A 19010-nucleotide genomic window follows, 5' to 3' on the forward strand; every position below is an offset into this window, starting at 1 on the left:
ACATGCCCGAGGATTTTCCCCATGGATTTGACGACGCTTTACGAGTGCTTCGAGGCGCTGCAGCGCGCCCTGACGGCGGACACCGCACTCGATGCCATCACCACGGCCGCGGCCGCGCTCGGCTTCCCGCATTGCCTGTACCGGCTGCGCCGCACGCTGCCGCTCGCGCGCCCCGAGGTGCGCTTCGTCGGCAATCACCCGGTCGCATGGGAACGCGGTTACGAGAAGTTCGGCTACGTCGCGATCGACCCCGTGATGCGGCGCCTCGCAAACGATCCACGGCCGGTGGTCTGGAATTCGCTCGACGAGCGCGGCGACGCCGCGTTCTGGGACGACGCGGCGCGCCACGGCCTGCGATATGGCTGGTCGCACGGCTGCTTCGATCGCACCGGCAACCTGGGCGTGCTGACGCTGGCCCGCGATACGGCGCCGCTCGACGCCGAGGAAAGCGCGCAGTTATACGCGCCGTGCGCGAGCCTCGCGCTGGCCGCGCATGCGTACCTGATGCCGCGCCTGGCGGCACCGGCCGGGCCGCCGGACGGCGGGCTGACCTTGCGTGAACGTGAGGTGCTGACGTGGACGGCCGACGGCAAGACGGCCTATGAGATCGGCAGGATCGTCGGGATTACCGAACGTACCGTGAAGTTTCACTTGCAGAACGCGGTCATGAAACTGGATGCGATGAACAAGACGCATGCCGCCGCCAAGGCGGCCATGCTGAGGCTGCTGCCGTGAGCGCGCGACGCATCCTTCGCGGGATGCGTCGCGCCGCCCGGCGGCCTTCATGCCGCCGGGCGGCCGGATGCCGACGCTCAGGCCACTTCGCTCGCGGCCGGCTGCACGGCGAAGAAGCCGTCCCGCGCCGCCTGGTCGGCGCGAGCGTAGGCGCGGTTGATGCCGCTGATCACGGCGCGGATCGACGCGGTGGTCAGGTTCGCGTCGATGCCGACGCCGAACGCGCTGCCCGGCACGCCCTCGCCCGCCAGTTCCGCGATCGCCACCGCCTTCGCGTCGGCGCCCTGCGACAGCGCGCGTTCCTCGTAGTGCTGGATGCGCAGCGGCGTGCGCAGCGCGTTCATCAGCGCGTCGAGCGGGCCGTTGCCCTCGCCGCGCAGTTCGCGCCGCTCGCCGTGGATCTCGGCGCTCAGCACGATCAGCTCGCGGCCGTCGCGCTCGCTCAGCTCATGGCCGACGTAGCGCAGCGGCGCCTGGTTCGCGACGTACTCGGATTCGAACAGCGCCCAGATCTGCGCGGCCGAGACTTCCTGGCCGCTCTCGTCGGTCAGGCGCTGCACGGCGCCGCTGAAATCCACCTGCAGGCGGCGCGGCAGCACCACGCCGTAGCCCTGTTCGAGCAGGTAGGCGATGCCGCCCTTGCCCGACTGGCTGTTGACGCGAATGATCGAATCATAGGCGCGGCCGAGATCGCTCGGATCGATCGGCAGGTACGGCACTTCCCAGACCGCGTCGGGGCGCTGCACCGCGAAGCCCTTCTTGATCGCGTCCTGGTGCGAGCCCGAGAACGCCGTGAAGACCAGATCGCCGACATACGGATGACGCGGATGCACCGGCAGCTGCGTGCATTCCTCGGAGGTGCGCGCGATGGTGTTGATCTGCGAGAAATCGAGGCCCGGATCGACGCCCTGCGTGTAGAGGTTCAGCGCGAGCGTGACCAGGTCGACGTTGCCGGTGCGCTCGCCGTTGCCGAACAGGCAGCCCTCGATGCGATCGGCGCCGGCCATCACGGCCAGCTCGGCCGCCGCCACCGCGGTGCCGCGGTCGTTGTGCGGATGCACCGACAGGATCAGCGAATCGCGGCGCGCGAGATTGCGGTGCATCCACTCGATCTGGTCGGCGTAGTAGTTCGGCGTGCCCACCTCGACGGTGGCCGGCAGGTTCACGATCGACTTGCGCCCGGGCGTCGGCTGCCAGACGTCGAACACCGCGTCGCAGACTTCCTTGGCGAAATCGAGTTCGGTCGCCGTGAAGGTTTCCGGGCTGTATTGGAGCGTGAACTGCGTGTCGGTGGCCGCGTCGGCCAGCCGCTTGATGGTGCGCGCCGCGTTCACCGCCAGCTGCTTCACGCCCTCGCGCTCGAGGCCGAACACGATGCGGCGGAATTCGGGCGCGGTCGCGTTGTAGAGGTGGACGATCGCGCGCCTGGCGCCGCGCAGCGACGCGAAGGTGCGCTCGATCAGGTCGTCGCGCGCCTGCGTCAGCACTTCGATCGTCACGTCGTCGGGAATGTGGCCGCCCTCGATCAGCTCGCGCACGAAATTGAAATCGGTGTCCGAGGCCGACGGGAACGCCACCTCGATTTCCTTGAAGCCGATCGCGACCAGCGTCTTGAACATGCGCATCTTGCGCGCCGCGTCCATCGGCTCGAACAGCGCCTGGTTGCCGTCGCGCAGGTCGGTGCTCATCCAGATCGGCGCGCGCGTGATGGTGCGCGACGGCCACTGGCGATCGGTCAGGTTGATCGGCGTGAACGGGCGGTACTTGGTGGCGGGGTTCTTGAGCATCATGATCGGTCCTCGGTCAGGTTTTCGTAAGCGTCGCGGCGGGCCGGGAATCCGGGGTACGGATCGGGAAACACGCGCGACGATGAAACGGCACAACGGCAAAGCGGCGAATACTGGCTGGCCTTGGGGGTTGTGCGACGGGAACCTGGAGGGAGAATCAATGCGGGCACCGGTCGACAACCGGGGCCAGGCGTGATGCGGGGAAACGCTGGCGCTTCAGGAACGAAGCAGGGAGAACGCGCGCAGCCGCAGACCTAGCCCGGATAGCGGGGCTAGTAGTCGTAGCGAGAAAAGGATCTGGGCGGCTTGCATGGCCGCAATAAAACCACGCCGGGCACCCCGCTGTCAACCGGATTTTTGGCCCGCGCGGGGACGCGGTCCGGTGCCGGGCGCGGCGATGGTTTCGGCTGTTGCGGATCGTGCCCCATCGTGACGCATCGGCCGCCGGCCACGCGAGGCGGCCGGCCCGGGCCGGCTTCGCGAGTCCCGCCCCTGTCGCGCGCAGGCCTCACTTCGCGCCCGGCCCATCGATCAAGTTTTCCTGACGATTCCATCGGCGCCGCATAAGCGACCGCGCCGCTTGCCAGATCGATGTATCCGCAACGAGATTCGTCAGCATTCCGACAGATTGTCCGGTCGCGCGCGGCGAAGCGGCGATGGCCGCCGCGAACCATCAAATTCTGCTTTTCAAATCCCGCATCGTCGGTTCCGCGCCGCGCGCCGCCCGCCTAGCATCGTCTGGCTTTCCCCCAACTCGCACACTCACAACAACGAGGAAAACCATGCTGAAGCAAACCCTGGCGTTTGGCGGCGCCTTCGCGGCGTCGCTGGCCGCCCACGCGCAAAGCTCGGTCACGCTGTACGGCATCGTCGATGCCGGCGTGGCCTACACCAACAACCAGAAAGGCGCCGCGAACCTGCAGCAGACGAGCGGCAAGCTGTCGGGCAGCCGCTGGGGCCTGAAAGGCACCGAGGATCTGGGCGGCGGCCTGTCGGCCGTGTTCACGCTCGAGAACGGCTTTCGGACCAACGACGGGACGCTCGGCCAGGGCGGCCGCGAGTTCGGCCGGCAGGCGTTCGTCGGGCTCGCCAGGGCCGGCCTCGGCACGCTCAGCTTCGGCCGCCAGTACGAGCCGCTGTCGGACCTCGTGGCCCAATACGCGGGGCCGGGCTTCTGGTCGCCCGCGACCCACGTCGGCGACAACGACAACCTGAACCAGACGTTTCGCATCAACAACGCCGTGAAGTTCCGCAGCGATACGTTCGCCGGCTTCACCGTCGACGCGCTCTACGCGTTCAGCAACCAGGCCGGCTCGGGCGGCGGCACCGGCTTCGGCAACAACCGGGCCTGGGGGATCGCGGCGACCTACGCCAACGGGCCGCTGTCGCTGGGCGGCGGCTACCTCGTGCTGAACCACCCGAACGCGGCCGGCAACGCCGGCGGCGCGATCGGCGGCGCCAGCCCCACCACCGGCGACGACTACGGCGGCGCGTTCTTCTACGGACTCGACGGCGGCGTGACGAAGCAGCAGATCGCCGTGGCCGGCGCGAACTACACGGCGGGCGCCGCGATCGTCGGCTTCGCCTGGAGCCATACGCAGCTGGACTACGTGGACGGCTCGTCGCGCAAGCTCGACAACTACGACCTGAACGCGCGCTACCGACTCACGCCGGCCACCACGCTGGTCGGCATCTACGCGTTCACCGACGGCCGCGCGAGCGGCCTGCCCGGCGCCGGCGGCACGCTCAAGCCGCGCTGGCACCAGTTCACGCTCGGCCTCGACTACGCGCTGTCCAAGCGCACCGAGCTGTATCTGTCGGGCGTCTACCAGCTCGCGGCCGGCGACGCGAGTACCTCGGCCGGCGGCGGCTACCGCGCGATCGCGGCGATCGCCGACGCCGGCACCGCATCGTCGACGAACCGCCAGGTGGCCGCGTTCGGCGGGATTCGCGTGAAGTTCTGACGGCCGGCGGCGGCTGCAAGGACCGTAGCGATCACGACAACCGTCGCCGCCGCGGGCGGCCCGCCGGCTCGCCCGCCGCCCGCCATTGCAGCCGCTTCCTCCGCCGTCGCCGGCGCGGCGCGCCGCCCTCCTACTCGTCCGCGTCCGGCATCCAGGCGGCGCGGGCCGCGTCGGCACGGCGGAACGCCGGGAACTTCGCGCCGAGTTCGGCGATGTTGTGGATGTCGAGCTTCTGCAGGTCGGCGCGCGTGATCAGCGTCGGCTTCACCTCGATGCGGTGCCCCGGGTCCTGCCCGGCCACCAGCAGCGCCGCGGCGCGCACCGACACGGCGCCCACCACGGCCGGGTTGGTGGCTGCGGTGGCCACCCACGGGCTGTCCGGCGCGCGGATCGCCTGGATGTCGGCGGTCGAGATGTCGGCGCTGTAGATCCGCAGCTTCGCGGCGATGCCGTTCTCGTCGGCGGCCAGCTTCGCGCCGCGCGCGAATTCGTCGTAGGGGGCGAACACCACGCGCACGCCCGGATGCGCGCGGAACGCGGCCGCCGCCTGGTTCGCCACCGACTGCGCGATCGGATTGTCGACGGTGCCGAAGCGGGCGCTTTCCTTCACGCCCGGATGCGCGGCCTTGAACGCCTGCCAGACCGCGTCGCGGCGATCGAGCGGCGCGAAGCCGGCCACGTAGACGTAGGCCGCCTCGAACGCCGTGCCGTTGTCCTTCACGGCCTGCCCGAGCAGCAGCGTGGCGAGGTCGTGGTCGCTCTGCTCGATCTGCGGCACCTTCGGGTTCGCCAGATCGACGTCGAACGCCACCACCTTGATGCCCTTGTCGAGCGCGCGCTGCACGACGTCCTTCAGCGATTCGGGCAGGCCGTGATTGACGACGATCGCCGCCACGCCGAGATCGATCGCCTGCTGGATCTGGTCGCGCTGCTGCGCGGCGTCCTGGCGGCCCTCGAACACGCGCAGGTCGATGCCGAGCGCCTTCGCCTGCTTCTGCGCGCCGGCCTCGTAGGCCTGGAAGAAATCGCCGGCCGACAGGTAGTTGACGAGCGCGACCTTGACGCCGCCGCGATCGAACGGCGCGGGCGCGTGCGCGAGCCCTGGCGCGGCAAGCGCGGAGGCGGCCGGGAACGCGGCGGCGAACAGCAGCGGCAGCGCGTACTTGCGGACGAACGAATCGATCATGAGCAGGAACCTGGATGAGAAGTGAATCGGGACCGGCGCTTGAAGGCGCGCCGGCCGCCTGGGTGAAACCGTCGATGCGTGCATCGCGCCGGCCGCGCGGGCGCCGCCGGCCGGCGATGCCTCGCCCGGATGCCGCGACGACACGCCATGCCGCCTACCGCGCGGCCCGGCCATGCACGGACGAGGCGGCAAGGCGTTGAAACGACGCGGCAAAACAACGATTCGCGACAACGACGCGGCAACGGGCCGAAACGGGCTGAAACGGCGAAACCCCGCCGTGCCGCCGCTCAGCGCACGCCCCGCGCGCCGATCCCGAACGTGAACGCGAGCGCGCCCACCAGCAGCGCGCCCTTGATGAAATCCTGCATGTAGTACGGCGCGTTGAGCATGGTCAGGCCGTTGAGCAGCACGTCCACGAAGATCGCGCCCGTCACCGCGCCGATCACGTTCGGGCGCTTGAGGCCCCACACGGCGTACCCGATCAGCGCGGCGGCCACCGCGTCGAGCAGCAGCGAATGACCGGCGCCCACGTCGCCGCGCCCGACGCGCGCGGCGATCAGCGCGCCGCCGAGCGAGGCGATGCTGGCCGACGCCACGTAGGCGGCGATCCGGTAGCGCGTGGTGGGCGCCCCGGCGAGCCGGGCAGCCGTCTCGTTGCCGCCGGTGGCGTAGAGCACGCGGCCCCAGCGGCTGAACTCGGTGACGAGCACCGCCAGCACGGTCACGGCAGCCAGCACCAGTACCGGCAGCGGCACCACCTCGAGCCAGCGCGCGCGGCCGAGCGCGAGGAACGCGGCCGGGAATTCGCCGCTCGCCTCGCTGCCGTCGGGCAGGATCGTGCCGGTGGCGAGCGAGCGCCCGCCAGTCGGAATCAGTTGCAGGCCGGCCAGCAGGAACAGCGTGCCGAGCGTCGCGAGCTGGTCTGGAACCTTCAGGCGCGTGATCAGCAAGCCGTTCACGAGCCCGGTCGCCACCCCGAGCACGAGACACGCGCCGAGCGCCGCCCAGGCACCGCCATGCCAGACCACCAGCACGTAGCTGGCCGCCATCTGCGCGGTGGCGGCGGTGCTGCCGACCGACAGGTCGAAGCCGCCCACCGCCAGCGACAGCGTCACGCCGATCGCGAGCAGCGCGACGATCGAGGCCGCCTGCAGGATGCTGAACAGGTTGTCGATGCCGATGAAGGCCGGCTCGCGCCAGGCGAAGCCGGCCACCAGCGCGGCCAGCAGCACCAGCAGCCCGCCGCGTTCGAGCCAGCCGGCGAAGCGCCGCGCCGGGCGCGCCGATGGGGCCAATGGCGCCGATGGTCCGGGCGGCGGCGGCGCCGGTTCGGCGCGCGCGGGCGCCATGCTTGCGGCCAGCCGGCCGACCCGGGTTTTCATCACGCGGTCTCCCTGATCACGTCGTCGCTGCGGCCGATGCGCAGCCGGTCGAATTCCAGTACCCGGTCGGCGAGTTCGAACGCCTCCTCGGGATCGCTGACGAACACCAGCGTCGCGTAGCCGGCCGCGCCGCGGCGCAGCACCTCGACGATCTCGGCGCGCGCGCCCACGTCCACGCCCTGGAACGGCTCGTCGAGCAGCAGCAGCGCGGCCGGCTCGGCGAAGCCGCGCGCCAGCGCGACCTTCTGCTGGTTGCCGCCCGACAGCCGCGCGACGCGGTCGTCCGGCCCCGTGCAGCGGATCGTCAGGCGCCGGATCAGCGCAGCCGCGCGCTCGCGTTCGAGGCGGCGGGCGACGCGCCCAAGCGGGAACCAGCGCGCGAGGAACGCGAAGCTCAGCGTGCCGGCCACCGACGCGAACGGGACCGAATCGGGGAACAGCGAACTGGCCCAGCGGTCCTCGCCGAGCATCACCACGCCGGCGGCCACCGCCTCGGCCGGGCCGCGCGGCCGCCAGGGCCGGCCGTCCAGCGTCATCGCGCCGGCCGCGTACCGCTCCAGGCCGAACACGGTGCGCGCGAGGCGCGACTTGCCACCACCGATCGGTCCGGCGAACGCGACGATCTCGCCGCGCGCCGCGTCGAAATCGAGCGGTGGCGCGTCGTCGAACAGCTTCAGGCCGCGCGCCGAGAAGCCGGCCGCCAGCGGCGGCGCGCCGTGGCGGGCCGGGCCGCGAGGATCGTTCGGGTTCGCCGGGTTCGCTGGATACGACGAACCCGCCGCGCCATGCGCCGCCTTACGCGGCAGCGGCCGGCCGATCATCGCGGTCACGGCCGCGTCGTAGTCGAACGGCGCCGCGATCGCGGCCACCTCGCGCCCGTCACGCAGCACCAGCGCGCGATCGGCCATGCGACGCAGGTCGCCGGAGCGATGCGAGACGAGCAGGATCGCCACGCCGCGCTCGCGCAGGCGGTCGAGCGCGCCGAACAGGCGCTCGGCCTCGTCGGCCGACAGGCTTGCCGTGGGCTCGTCGAGGATCAGCAGCGCGGGATCGGCGTCGAGCGCGCGCGCCAGCGTCACGAGCTGGCGGATCGCCACCGGCTGCGCCTGGGCCGGCGCCGCCAGATCCACCTCGAGCCCGACGCGCGCGGCCAGCGCCGCCGCGGCGCGGCGGCGGGCCGCCGGCGTTTCGAACCAGCGGCCATCGCCGCGATTCGTCCGGTCCAGCAGCAGGTTCTCGGCGATCGACAGCGTCGGCACGATCGCCTCGGCCACCGACTGGTGCATGGTCGCGATGCCGGCCGCCTTCGCCTGCTGCGTGCCGGCCGGCGCGAACGGCCGGCCGCGCAGGCGGATCGTGCCGGCGTCGGCGCGCAGCACGCCGCTCAGGATCTTCACGAGCGTGGATTTGCCGGCGCCGTTCGCGCCCATCAGCGCGACCACCTCGCCGGCGCGCATCGTCAGGTCGACGCCGTCGAGCGCGCGCGTCGCGCCGAAACGCTTCGCCAGGCCGCGCGCCTCCAGCACCGGCGCCGCGCTCATGCGGCGCCTCCGGCCCGACGCACGACGGCCGCGCCGGCGCTCGGGCGAGCGGCGCAAGGGGGGAGCGAATGGTTGGCGGGCGGCGTCATCGCAGCGTTATATAGGCGATCGCGCGCGCGAGGCAACGAATCGGTTCTGCTATGCATATCAGCACGGCACGCTCGGCACGGCACGCGGCGCGCGCGCACGAATGCAAATCACAAATGCTTGTTTGCGATCGCGCGGACGCTCGACAAGAATGAATCGTCCCTGCGTCTGCCGTCATGCGCCGCGCCGCCCGCTGACGCCGTGCGCCATGTCGTGCCCTACGCCGTGCCCCGCGCCATGTCTTATGCCGCTCATTTCGTTAGTGATCCTTTTCGATCACGACCGGCACGGCATTCGTCATGACGCCCGCTTCCACGACCGCCACCTGCCGCCCATGCCGATCCGTCCCGTGTCCCGCCAGCCGTCCCGCTTCGCCGGTTTCCTCCGTTGCCTCCGTGTCGCCGCCGTGCTGGTGCCGGGCGCGTTCGCGGCCTGCCTCGCGACCGGCGCGGGCGTGGCCCGCGCCGCCGAACCGCTGACGATCCGCATCGGCGTGGCCCAGCAGGGCGCGGGCGATCCGCCGACCTTCGGCGGCAGCGCCGGCGCGACGGTGCAACAGCAGAAGCTGCTCGAAAAGGAATTCGCGCGCGACGGCATCCGCGTGCAGTGGCTGTTCTTCAAGGGGGCGGGGCCGGCCGTCAACGAGGCGATCGCGGACAAATCGCTCGACTTCGCGCTGCAGGGCGACCTGCCGGCCGTGCTGGCGCGCGCCAACGGCCTGAACACGCACCTGATCGCGGCCGTCGGCGTGAGGAGCGGCATCAAGATCGGCGTGCCGGCCGGCTCCGCGATCCGCTCGGTGGCCGACCTGAAGGGCAAGCGCGTCGCGATCTTCCGCGGCACCAACCTCCAGCTCGTGATCGACAACGTGCTGGCCGCGAACCATCTCGACGAGCGCGACCTGCGCGTGATCAACCTGGACACCGCCAGCGCGCTCGCGGCGCTGGCCTCGCAGGGCATCGACGCGTCGGTCAACGACTATCACCTGTCGAAGCTGGTCGATTCGGGGCTCGCGAAGATCATCTACGAATCGCAGGACGACGGCCCGCAATACACGCGCCAGTCGCACCTGCTGGTGCTCGACGATTTCGAGCGCGCGCATCCCGACCTCGTGCAGCGCGTCGTCAACGTGTTCGTGGCCGCCTCGCGCTGGGCCTCCGACGAGGCGAACCGCGACGCGCTGCTCGCGCAGTGGGCGGCGAGCGGGATTCCGGTGGCGTCGTGGCAGGCCGAATTCCCGGCCGGCACGCTGAAGTCGCGCAACTCGCCGCTGCTCGATCCGTTCTTCGCCGCGCGCTATCAAGCCGTGGCGCAGGACGCGCTGAAGCTGAAGCTGATCCGCCGGCCGGTGGACCTCAACGGCTGGATCGAGCCGGTCTATCTCGACCGCGCGCTGAAGGCGCAGCACCTCGAACACTACTGGCCGGGCTACGACGCGTCGGGCCGGCCGCAATCGTGACGGAGGCCGCCGCCATGAGCGATACCGCGATCCCGCTCGCCGAGCGTCGCCGCGACGGCGCCGCCGCGCACGCCGCTCCATCCCCGGCGCCGGCCCCGGCCTCGGCTGCCCGGGCATTCGCGCCGCCGCACGGCGCCGCGCCACCGCGCGGGCGCGCCGCCGCGCTCGGCTGGTGGCTCGCGCCGTGGCTGCTGCCCGCGCTGCTGTTCGCGCTCTGGACGCTCGGCTGCGCGCGCGGCTGGATCGCGCCGCAGATCCTGCCGCCGCCCGAGGCGGTCTGGCAGACGCTCGTCGAGCTGGCGCGCGGCGGCGACCTGGCCAGCAACGCCTGGATCAGCCTGCAGCGCGTGCTGCTCGGCTTCGCCGCCGGCACGCTGGGCGGTTTCGCGATCGGCGCCTGGCTGGGCGTGTCGCGCACGGCCGAAGCCTACGTGCTGCCGAGCTTCAACGCGATCGTGCAGATCCCCGTGCTCGGCTGGCTGCCGTTCCTGCTGCTGCTCGTGGGCGTCGGCGAACCGCTCAAGATCATCCTGATCGCGCACGCGGCGCTGGTGCCGGTGGCGATGAGTACCTTGCAGGGCTTTCGCGAGGCGCCGGCCGCGCTCGACGAGGTGGCGCGCGGGTTCGGCTACACGCGCCGGCAGCGCATCGCACACGTGGTACTGCCGGCCGCCGTGCCGACGCTCGCCACCGGCCTGCGGCTCGGCTTCACGAAGGCATGGCTCGCGCTCGTGGTGGTCGAGCTGGTCGCCTCCTCGGAGGGGCTCGGCTACCTGATCGTCTATGGGCGCCAGCTGTTCCAGCTCGACCTGGTGATGGCGGCGGTGGTGATCGTCGGCGCGATCGGCTACGCGATCAACCGCCTGCTCGACGCGCTCGAGGCGCGCCTGCGGCGCGGCCGACCCTCGGCGTTTCGCGCATGAGCGACGCCCGCCTTCCACCACTCGCCTCCCCGGAGCCGCGCCGCATGTCGCCCGCCGCGCCATCGCCCGCCCCGCCGGCGCAGGACGCGCCGGCCGCGCGGCGCGTCCTGCGCCGCCCCGACCTGCGCGGGCTCGTGCTGCCCGCCGTCGCGCTGCTCGTCTGGTGGGCCGTGGCCGCCGCGCATCGCGGCCACGCGGGCCTGCTGGTCGGCCCCGACGCCGTCTGGCGCACGGCGGTGCAGCAGGTCGCCAGCGGCGCGCTCGCCCGGGCCCTGTCCGCCTCGCTCGCGCGCGAGTTCGCCGGTTTCGCGATCGGCACCGCGCTCGGCCTGCTGCTCGGCACGGCGCTCGGGCTCTCGCGGCTCGCCGCGCGCCTGATCGGGCCGAGCTTCGACACCTTCAAGCAGATCTCGCTGTTCGCCTGGATTCCGCTGATCTCGGTCTGGTTCGGCCTCGGCGACACCGCGAAGGTGGTGTTCCTGTCGCTGGCCGCGCTGCTGCCGGTGGCGGCCCACACCTGCGACGGCATCCACGCGGTGCCGCGCGCCTACGTCGAGGTGGCGCGCACGCTGCGCTACTCGCGCGCGCAGCTGCTGCGCCACGTGATCCTGCCCGCCGCGCTGCCGTCGATCTCGACCGGGCTCTACCTGGGCCTGATCTATTCGTGGCTCGCCACGCTCGGCGCCGAGTACCTGCTGGTGGCCGGCAGCGGCATCGGCAACACGCTGATCGACGGCAGCGAGCAGTTCCGCATGGATCTCGTGCTGTTCGGCATCCTCGTGGTCGGCACCACGGGCTGGGCGCTCAATGCCGCCGCGCGCGCGCTCGAACGACGGCTGCTGGCGCGGCGCGGGCGTGCCTGACGGCGGCGCCACGCCCTCCCTTCCTCACTTCACCGGATCGCCATGACCACCCATTCGATCGATTCGCCCGTCGCGCTCGAGATCCGCCAGGTCCGCAAGCGCTATGCGCAGCGCGGTGCCGCGCTCGAGGTGCTCGACGACATCTCGCTCGCCGTGCGCGACGGCGAGTTCGTCAGCATCGTCGGCGCGAGCGGCTGCGGGAAATCCACGCTGCTGCGCCTGATCGCCGGGCTCGACACCGATTACGACGGCGAGATCCGCGCCGGCGGCGAGCGCGTGCGCGATACCTCGCTTCAACGCGGAATCGTGTTTCAGGACCACCGGCTGTTCCCGTGGCTGACGGTCGAGCAGAACGTCGCCGCGGCGCTGCGCAACTCGCCGCTCGCGGCACGCGCCCGGCGCGAGGCGGTGGCCGAGCACATCGCGCTGGTGGGGCTGGCCGGCTTCGAGGCGGCCTATCCGGCGCAGCTGTCGGGCGGCATGGCGCAGCGCGTCGCGATCGCGCGCGGGCTCGTCAACCGGCCGAAGCTGCTGCTGCTCGACGAACCGTTCGGCGCGCTCGACGCGCAGACGCGCACGCGCATGCAGCACGAGCTGCAACGGATCTGGGCGCGCGAGCGCATCACGATGCTGCTCGTCACGCACGACGTGGACGAGGCGGTCTGGCTCGGCGACCGCGTCGTCACGATGGCGCCGCGCCCGGGCCGCATCGCGCGGATCGTCGAGGTCGGGCTGCCGCGCCCGCGCGAGCGTGCCTCGCCCGCGTTCGCGCGGCTGCGCGACACGATCCTCGCCGATCTCGGCGACGACGATGCGGCCGCGCGCACCGCTCCGCCACCCGCCGTGCCGCGGCCGGCCGGCGGCTGGCGGCTGGCCTGGTAGCGCGTCCGGCCGGCCCGGATTGCTACCGCTGCAAATCGGACTATCGATACGAGGAATCGTCAGTTCAGTTTTGCCGCGCGGGCTGCTTGAATGTCCGAAAACATCCTCCCTCCCCACTCCAGGAGACACTCCCGATGTCCGACGTCCAGATCGCCACGCCGCTGTCGCATGCCGCCGCCGTTCCCTCGTCCGTGTCCGCGCCGGACTCGCCGCTGTCGCTGCGGCGCGTGGCGGGCCGGATCGGCGCCGAAGTCACCGGCCTGCGCCTGTCGGCCGGGATCGACGCGGCGAGCTTCGACGCGGTCCTCGACGCGCTGCACACGCACAAGGTGCTGTTCTTCCGCGGCCAGCACCATCTCGACGACGACGCGCAACAGGCGTTCGCGCGCCGCTTCGGCGAGACCGTCGCGCACCCGACGGTGCCCCCGGTCGACGGCACGGCGCTGCTCGAACTCGACTCGGCGCACGGCGCGCGCGCGAACTCGTGGCACACCGACGTGACCTTCGTCGACGCCTATCCGAAGGTGTCGATCCTGCGCGCGGTGGTGATCCCGCCCGCCGGCGGCGACACCGTCTGGGCCAACACGGCGGCCGCCTACGCGCACCTGCCGGACTCGCTGCGCGAGCTGGCCGACACGCTGTGGGCCGTGCATACCAACGCCTACGACTACGCGTCGTCGCACGTCAACGCCGACGCCGACCAGCTGAAGCGCTACCGCGAGGTGTTCACCTCGACCGTCTACGAAACGCTGCACCCGGTGGTGCGCGTCCACCCGGTCACGCAGGAGCGCACGCTGGTGCTCGGTCACTTCGTGCAGCGCATCCAGGGGCTCTCGGCGAGCGACTCGGCGCATCTGCTGCAGGTGCTGCACGAGCACGTCACGCGGCTCGAGAACACGGTGCGCTGGAGCTGGCGCGAGGGCGACGTGGCGATCTGGGACAACCGCGCGACCCAGCACTACGCGATCAACGACTACGGCGACGCGCGCCGCGTGGTGCGCCGCGCGACGGTCCACGGCGACGTGCCGGTGGGCGTGGACGGCCGCGCCAGCGTCGCGCTGAAAGGCGGCACCGCCACGCTGCAGTGAGGCCGGGCCGCGCCCGTCACAAACCCATTCTTCCAGACAGGAGACGCACATGAACCAGGCCGTAGCACCGTCGCTCGACGTCCTTCCCTTGTCCGCGCACATCGGCGCCGAGATCCGCGGCGTCGACCTGACCCGCCCGCTCGACGCCGAGCAGGTCGCCGCCATCCGCGGCGCGCTGCTGAAGTGGCGCGTGGTGTTCTTCCGCGAGCAGTTCCTCACCCACGAGCAGCACATCGCGTTCTCGGCGCAGTTCGGCGAGCTGACCGTGGGCCACCCGGTGTTCGGCCACCTCGAGGGCCATCCCGAGATCTATTCGGTCTCGAAGTACCGCAAGGCCACGCGCTACGACGGCCAGCCCGTGCTGCGCCCGTGGACCGGCTGGCACACCGACGTGACGGCTGCCGTCAACCCGCCGTGGGCCTCGATCCTGCGCGGCGTGACGATTCCGCCCTACGGCGGCGACACGCACTGGACCAACCTCGCGCGCGCCTACGAAACGCTGTCGGCGCCGCTGCGCGAGTTCGTGGACGGGCTGCGCGGCATCCACCGCTTCACGCCGCCGCCCGGCGCCAACGCGACCGCCGACTACGCCGACGCCGTGGAGCGCCGCACGCTGGTGACCGAGCACCCGCTGGTGCGCGTCCACCCCGAGACGGGCGAGCGCGTGCTGTACGTGAGCCCCGGGTTCCTGAAGTCGATCGTCGGCCTGACCCCGCGCGAGAGCCAGGGGCTGCTCGAGCTGCTGTGGGAACACATTACCCGCCCGGAATTCACGGTGCGTTTCAAGTGGGAGCCGCGCAGCCTCGCGTTCTGGGACAACCGCGCCACCGCGCATCTGGCGCCGTCCGACATCTTCGATCTCGACTTCGACCGCCAGCTGTATCGCACCACGCTCGTCGGCGACGTGCCGGTCGGCCCCGACGGCCGCGCCTCGGTCGCGCTCGAAGGCACGCCGGTGGACGCCGCCGCCGCGATCGCGCTGAACTGACCGCGCGCCGATGTCCGACGAGATCCTGACCCAGGCGAGCGAGCGCGACGGCGTGGCCGAAGCGGCCGCCACGCCGTTCGTCCCGGTGGCCTCGCCGGCCGATTTCCCCGACAGCCCGGTCTCGCGCGTGTTCGCGCAGCCGCTGATGCTCGGGCTGTTCCTGCCGATCCAGGCCGGCGGCTGGAGCGCCTCGACGCTGCCGCGCACCACCGACTGGTCGTTCGACTACAACGCCGCGCTGGTGCAGCAGGCCGAGGCACTCGGCTTCGACCTGGTGTTCGCGCTCTCGCAGTGGCTGCCCAAGGGCGGCTACGGCGGCGTGTTCGACGGCCAGGCGCTCGACTCGTTCATGACGCTCGCGGCGCTGACCGCGCGCACCGAGCGGATCGTGCTGGCCGCGACCACCCACGTGCTCTACGGGCCGTGGCACCCGCTGCACTTCGCCAAGTTCACGGCCACGCTCGATCACATCTCGAAGGGCCGCTGGGGCATCAACGTCGTGACGGGCCACCGCGCGCTCGAGCACGAGATGTTCGGCTGGCCGCGCATCGAGCACGACCACCGCTACACGCTCGCCGCCGAGTTCCTCGACGCCGTGCAGCAGCTGTGGGCGCAGCCCGACAATTTCAGCTACCAGCCGGCACGGTCGAGCTGGCGGCTCGGCGAGGCGTTCGTCACGCCGAAGCCGCGCTACGGCCGCCCGCTGCTGATCAACGCCACCGGCTCCGACGCCGGCATCGCGTTCGCGGCGCGCTACTCCGACGTGGTGTTCGTGACCAGCCCCGGCGGCCCGACGCTCGATGCCGCGCTGCGCACGCTGCCCGCGCACACGGCGCGCGTGAAGGCCGCCGCCGCCGCGCACGGCCGGCGCATCCGCACGCTGCTGAACCCGATGGTGATCTGCCGCGAGACGGCGGCCGAGGCGCGCGAATACCGCGACGCGATCGTCGCGCATGCCGACGCGGGCAGCTTCCAGCGCTTCGACAGCGACGCGCACGCGTGGCGCGGCGGCGCCGCCGAACGCGCGCAGGCCGAGCATCGCGCGCTGGGCGGCAACATGTCGATCACCGGCTCGCCCGAGGAAGTCGCCGATGCGATCGTGCGGCTGCATCGCGCCGGCGTGGACGGCGTGCAATTGAGCTTCTACGACTTCCAGCCCGACCTGGCGCTGTTCGGACGGCGCGTGCTGCCGCTGCTGCGCGAGGCGGGTTTGCGTCACTGAGGCCGCCGCGGGATTCACCTTCGGCGGTGCGACATCTCAAGCGCGCGAGCACGGCCGCCCCGCCGTGCCGTCGCGCGCGCTCACCATGCACATCGCCTGCGCGCCGATTTCACGCCGCCGTCTCGGCCTGCCCGCGCCGCGCGGCCGTGGCCCGGTCGGCCGGCCGCGCGAGGCCCAGATGCTCGCGCAGCGTCGTGCCCGTGTACGCGTCGCGGAACAGGCCGCGCCGGCGCAACTCCGGCAGCACCAGCGCGATGAAGTCGTCGAGGCCGCCCGGCAGCGTCGGCGCCATGATGTTGAAGCCGTCGGCGCCGTGGTGCATGAAACGCGCCTCGAGTTCGTCGGCGATCTGCCGCGGCGTGCCCACCAGTTGCCAGTGTCCGCGCGCGCCGGCGACGCGCAGCGCGAGCTGGCGGATCGTCAGGTTCTCGCGGCGCGCGAGTTCGATCGTCAGCGCCTGGCGGCTCTTGCTCGCGTTGGTTTCCGGCAGCGCCGGGATCGGCCCGTCGAACGGATGGGCCGACAGATCGAAGCCGCCCGTGAGCCCCGACACCAGCGCGAGCCCGACGGCCGGATCGATCAGCTGCTGCAGCGCCTCGAATTTCCCGCGCGCCTCGCTCTCGTCGCGGCCCACCACCGGCAGCACGCCCGGCATGATCTTCAGTTCGTCGGGCGCGCGGCCCCATTCGGCCATCCGCCCCTTCACGTCGGCGTAGAACGCCACCGCCTCGTCGAGCGTCTGCTGCGCCGTGAAGATCACCTCGGCGGTGCGCGCGGCGAGCCGCTTGCCGGCTTCCGACGAACCCGCCTGCACGACCACCGGCCGCCCCTGCGGCGTGCGCGGCACGTTCAGCGGCCCGCGCACCTGGAAGAAGCGCCCGCGATGCGCGAGCACGTGACGTCCGGCCGGATCGAAGAAGCGTCCGGCCGCCTTGTCGCGCACGAACGCATCATCATCCCAGCTGTCCCACAGCGCGCGCACCACGTCAGCGAATTCCTCGGCGCGATCGTAGCGCTCGTCGTGGCGGAAATGTTCGTCGCGGTTGAAGTTCTCGGCCTCGTGGCGATTCGACGAGGTGACCAGGTTCCAGCCCGCGCGGCCGCCGCTCAGGTGATCGAGCGAGGCGAACTTGCGGGCGAGATGGTACGGCTCGTTGAAGCTCGTCGAGGCGGTGCCGACCAGGCCGATCCGTCCGGTCACGGCCGCCAGCGCCGAGAGCAGCGTGATCGGCTCGAACTGCGCGTTGTAGCTGTGCGCGGTGCGGCTCAGGAAATCGACGTCGTCGCCGCGCGTGCCCACGCCGTCGGCGAGGAACACGAGATCGAAGCAGGCCGCCTCGGCCGCCTGCGCGAGTCGCGCGTAATGGCGGAAATCCACGCCGGCATCGGCCGGCACGTCGGGATGGCGCCAGGCCGCGATGTGATGCCCGGTGGGATAGAGGAACGCGCCGAGGGCCAGCTGGCCGCCGCGGGGTCGGGTCATGATCGTCTCCGGAAATGGACGGACGGCGGACGCCGCCCGCGCTCAGAACACGCGGCCTTCGGTCAGGTGCGTGGTGACGCCGTTCAGTTCGTAGTCGCCGACCACGCGCGCCTTGTGCAGCAGTGGGTTGTGGCTGAAGATCGTGCGCAGGTTGCGCCAGTGGCGATCGAGGTTGTGGCTTTTCGAGGTGGCCGTGGCGCCGCCTACCTCGAACAGCCGCTCGCCCGCGTGCAGCGCGAGCTTGCTGACCACCAGTTGGGTCCGCGCCGTGGCAAGCGCGCCTTCCAGCACCCGTGCCTCGGCATCGGCCGCGCCGGCCAGCAGCGCGTCGGCGGAACGGTCGAGCACGCGCGCGTTCTCGCGCACCAGCGCGTCGATCGCGTGGCTGTGCGCGCTCAGGTCGCCGACGACCTGCTGGATGAAGTGATCGTCGCGCGCCGTGGCGGCCGGGCTGTGCAGCACCGGCCGGCCGAAGGTGGTCACGTAGCGGCGCGCATCGGCGGCCACGTTGCGCACGATGCCGGCCGCCACCGCCACCAGATGCAACTGTCGAAGCGCGCCGCCATGGCGCCCGACCAGCGTGGCGCTGCCGCGGTCGATCACCTCGTCGGGCTCGACGCGCACGTTCTCCAGCACCAGCGTGCCGCTCGCCGTCATGCGCTGGCCCATGCCGTCCCAGTCGTCCTCGATGCGCAGGCCCTCGCGATCGACCGGAATCACGATCGCGAGGCTCGGGTCGGTCGCCGTTTCGCCCTGCACGTTGATGCGCGCGTAGTCCGAGAACAGCGTGCCGGTCGAATAGTATTTGCGGCCCGTCACGCGATAGTGATCGCCCTCGCGCACGAGCTGCGTGGCGATCTCGCCGGGGCGCGAGGTGCCGCGCTCGGTCGAGGCGCCGCCGAACAGCGCGCCCGACAGCACGCGCTCGACCTGCAGGTCGTTGAACGGCGTGCGCGGCGACAGCCGCAGCGCCTCGGTCACGTCGTAGTGGATGCGCAGCGCATGCGCGAGATTCGAGTCGGCGGCCGCGAGCGTCGCGATCACCTCGAACAGGTCGACCAGCGAGCCGCCGAGCCCGCCGCGCGCGGCCGGTACGCGCAGCGCGCCGAGATCGGTGGCGCGAAACAGCGCGAAGCCGTCGAACGGCAGCTCGCGATCGGCCTCGCGCCGCGCGGCGTCCTTGCCGATCCCGGCGGCGAGCGCCGGCAGCGCGGCCAGCGCCGCGTCCAGGCGTGAGCGGGAATCGATCGTGTGGGGGGCATTCATACCGTCCGTCCTCTGGCTGTCGTTCATCGGGCGCGCGGCCGGCCGCCGAAGCGGGGCGCGGCCGCGCGCGAGACAGTATAGAAACGGGCGGATCGTGCGAGTACGACCGATTTCAGCTATCGATATGAGGCCGCCGGCTAAGCCCGGGGCAACC

The 19010-nt window shown here is 71.8% G+C and carries 15 protein-coding genes; 9 read left to right on the forward strand and 6 right to left on the reverse strand.

Annotated elements, in window-relative coordinates; genetic code table 11:
• Window positions 1-21: 21 nt before the first annotated feature.
• Window positions 22-735: a helix-turn-helix transcriptional regulator gene (locus tag bpln_RS26305; protein ID WP_055140464.1), complete on the forward strand. Its 714-nt coding sequence runs from the start codon at window positions 22-24 to the stop codon at window positions 733-735.
• A gap of 77 nt (window positions 736-812) precedes the next feature.
• Here the strand turns inward: bpln_RS26305 and leuA are convergent, their stop codons facing one another.
• A complete protein-coding gene (gene leuA, locus bpln_RS26310) occupies window positions 813-2522 on the reverse strand; it encodes a 2-isopropylmalate synthase (RefSeq protein WP_055140465.1) in 1710 nt (569 codons plus the stop codon).
• A gap of 782 nt (window positions 2523-3304) precedes the next feature.
• Between leuA and bpln_RS26315 the strand changes: the two genes are divergently transcribed.
• Window positions 3305-4486: a porin gene (locus bpln_RS26315; RefSeq protein WP_055140466.1), complete on the forward strand. Its 1182-nt coding sequence runs from the start codon at window positions 3305-3307 to the stop codon at window positions 4484-4486.
• Between the two features lie 130 nt (window positions 4487-4616).
• On the opposite strand, the gene bpln_RS26320 is transcribed toward bpln_RS26315, so the two are convergent.
• The 3 genes from bpln_RS26320 to bpln_RS26330 form a co-directional block, all read right to left on the reverse strand.
• The gene (locus bpln_RS26320) at window positions 4617-5672 is read right to left on the reverse strand and encodes a substrate-binding domain-containing protein (RefSeq protein ID WP_080937428.1); all 1056 of its coding nucleotides are present in this window, start codon (window positions 5670-5672) and stop codon (window positions 4617-4619) included.
• Window positions 5673-5959: 287 nt separating this feature from the next.
• A complete protein-coding gene (locus bpln_RS26325; protein ID WP_055141232.1) occupies window positions 5960-7021 on the reverse strand; it encodes an ABC transporter permease in 1062 nt (353 codons plus the stop codon).
• A 32-nt stretch (window positions 7022-7053) separates the two neighbouring features.
• Window positions 7054-8595 (reverse strand): sugar ABC transporter ATP-binding protein, encoded by a 1542-nt coding sequence (locus tag bpln_RS26330; RefSeq protein ID WP_055140467.1) that lies wholly within the window; start codon window positions 8593-8595, stop codon window positions 7054-7056.
• Between the two features lie 421 nt (window positions 8596-9016).
• Here bpln_RS26330 and bpln_RS26335 point away from each other — a divergent pair, with 421 nt between their 5' ends.
• From bpln_RS26335 to bpln_RS26365, 7 genes are all read left to right on the forward strand, one after another.
• Window positions 9017-10141, forward strand: a complete 1125-nt coding sequence (locus bpln_RS26335) for an ABC transporter substrate-binding protein (protein ID WP_082465535.1) — start codon at window positions 9017-9019, stop codon at window positions 10139-10141.
• 14 nt (window positions 10142-10155) lie between these two features.
• Entirely contained in the window at window positions 10156-11064 is a 909-nt protein-coding gene (locus bpln_RS26340) for an ABC transporter permease (RefSeq protein ID WP_042628113.1), read from the forward strand.
• A 44-nt stretch (window positions 11065-11108) separates the two neighbouring features.
• Window positions 11109-11927 (forward strand): ABC transporter permease, encoded by an 819-nt coding sequence (locus tag bpln_RS26345; protein ID WP_055140468.1) that lies wholly within the window; start codon window positions 11109-11111, stop codon window positions 11925-11927.
• Window positions 11928-11969: 42 nt separating this feature from the next.
• On the forward strand, window positions 11970-12809 hold the full coding sequence (locus bpln_RS26350; RefSeq protein WP_080937429.1) for an ABC transporter ATP-binding protein: 840 nt from the start codon (window positions 11970-11972) through the stop codon (window positions 12807-12809).
• 134 nt (window positions 12810-12943) lie between these two features.
• Window positions 12944-13897 carry a TauD/TfdA dioxygenase family protein gene (locus bpln_RS26355; RefSeq protein ID WP_055140469.1) on the forward strand — a complete coding sequence of 318 codons (954 nt, stop codon included), beginning with the start codon at window positions 12944-12946 and terminating at the stop codon, window positions 13895-13897.
• A 49-nt stretch (window positions 13898-13946) separates the two neighbouring features.
• On the forward strand, window positions 13947-14885 hold the full coding sequence (locus bpln_RS26360) for a TauD/TfdA dioxygenase family protein (protein ID WP_055140470.1): 939 nt from the start codon (window positions 13947-13949) through the stop codon (window positions 14883-14885).
• 10 nt (window positions 14886-14895) lie between these two features.
• Window positions 14896-16107: an LLM class flavin-dependent oxidoreductase gene (locus bpln_RS26365; RefSeq protein ID WP_055140471.1), complete on the forward strand. Its 1212-nt coding sequence runs from the start codon at window positions 14896-14898 to the stop codon at window positions 16105-16107.
• A gap of 109 nt (window positions 16108-16216) precedes the next feature.
• On the opposite strand, the gene bpln_RS26370 is transcribed toward bpln_RS26365, so the two are convergent.
• Together bpln_RS26370 and bpln_RS26375 are read right to left on the reverse strand one after the other, a co-directional pair.
• Window positions 16217-17590, reverse strand: coding sequence for an LLM class flavin-dependent oxidoreductase (locus bpln_RS26370; RefSeq protein WP_055140472.1), 1374 nt, complete (start codon window positions 17588-17590; stop codon window positions 16217-16219).
• Window positions 17591-17632: 42 nt separating this feature from the next.
• On the reverse strand, window positions 17633-18856 hold the full coding sequence (locus bpln_RS26375; protein ID WP_042628119.1) for an acyl-CoA dehydrogenase family protein: 1224 nt from the start codon (window positions 18854-18856) through the stop codon (window positions 17633-17635).
• Window positions 18857-19010 lie beyond the last annotated feature (154 nt).

Source organism: Burkholderia plantarii (genome assembly GCF_001411805.1).
Lineage (GTDB): Bacteria > Pseudomonadota > Gammaproteobacteria > Burkholderiales > Burkholderiaceae > Burkholderia > Burkholderia plantarii.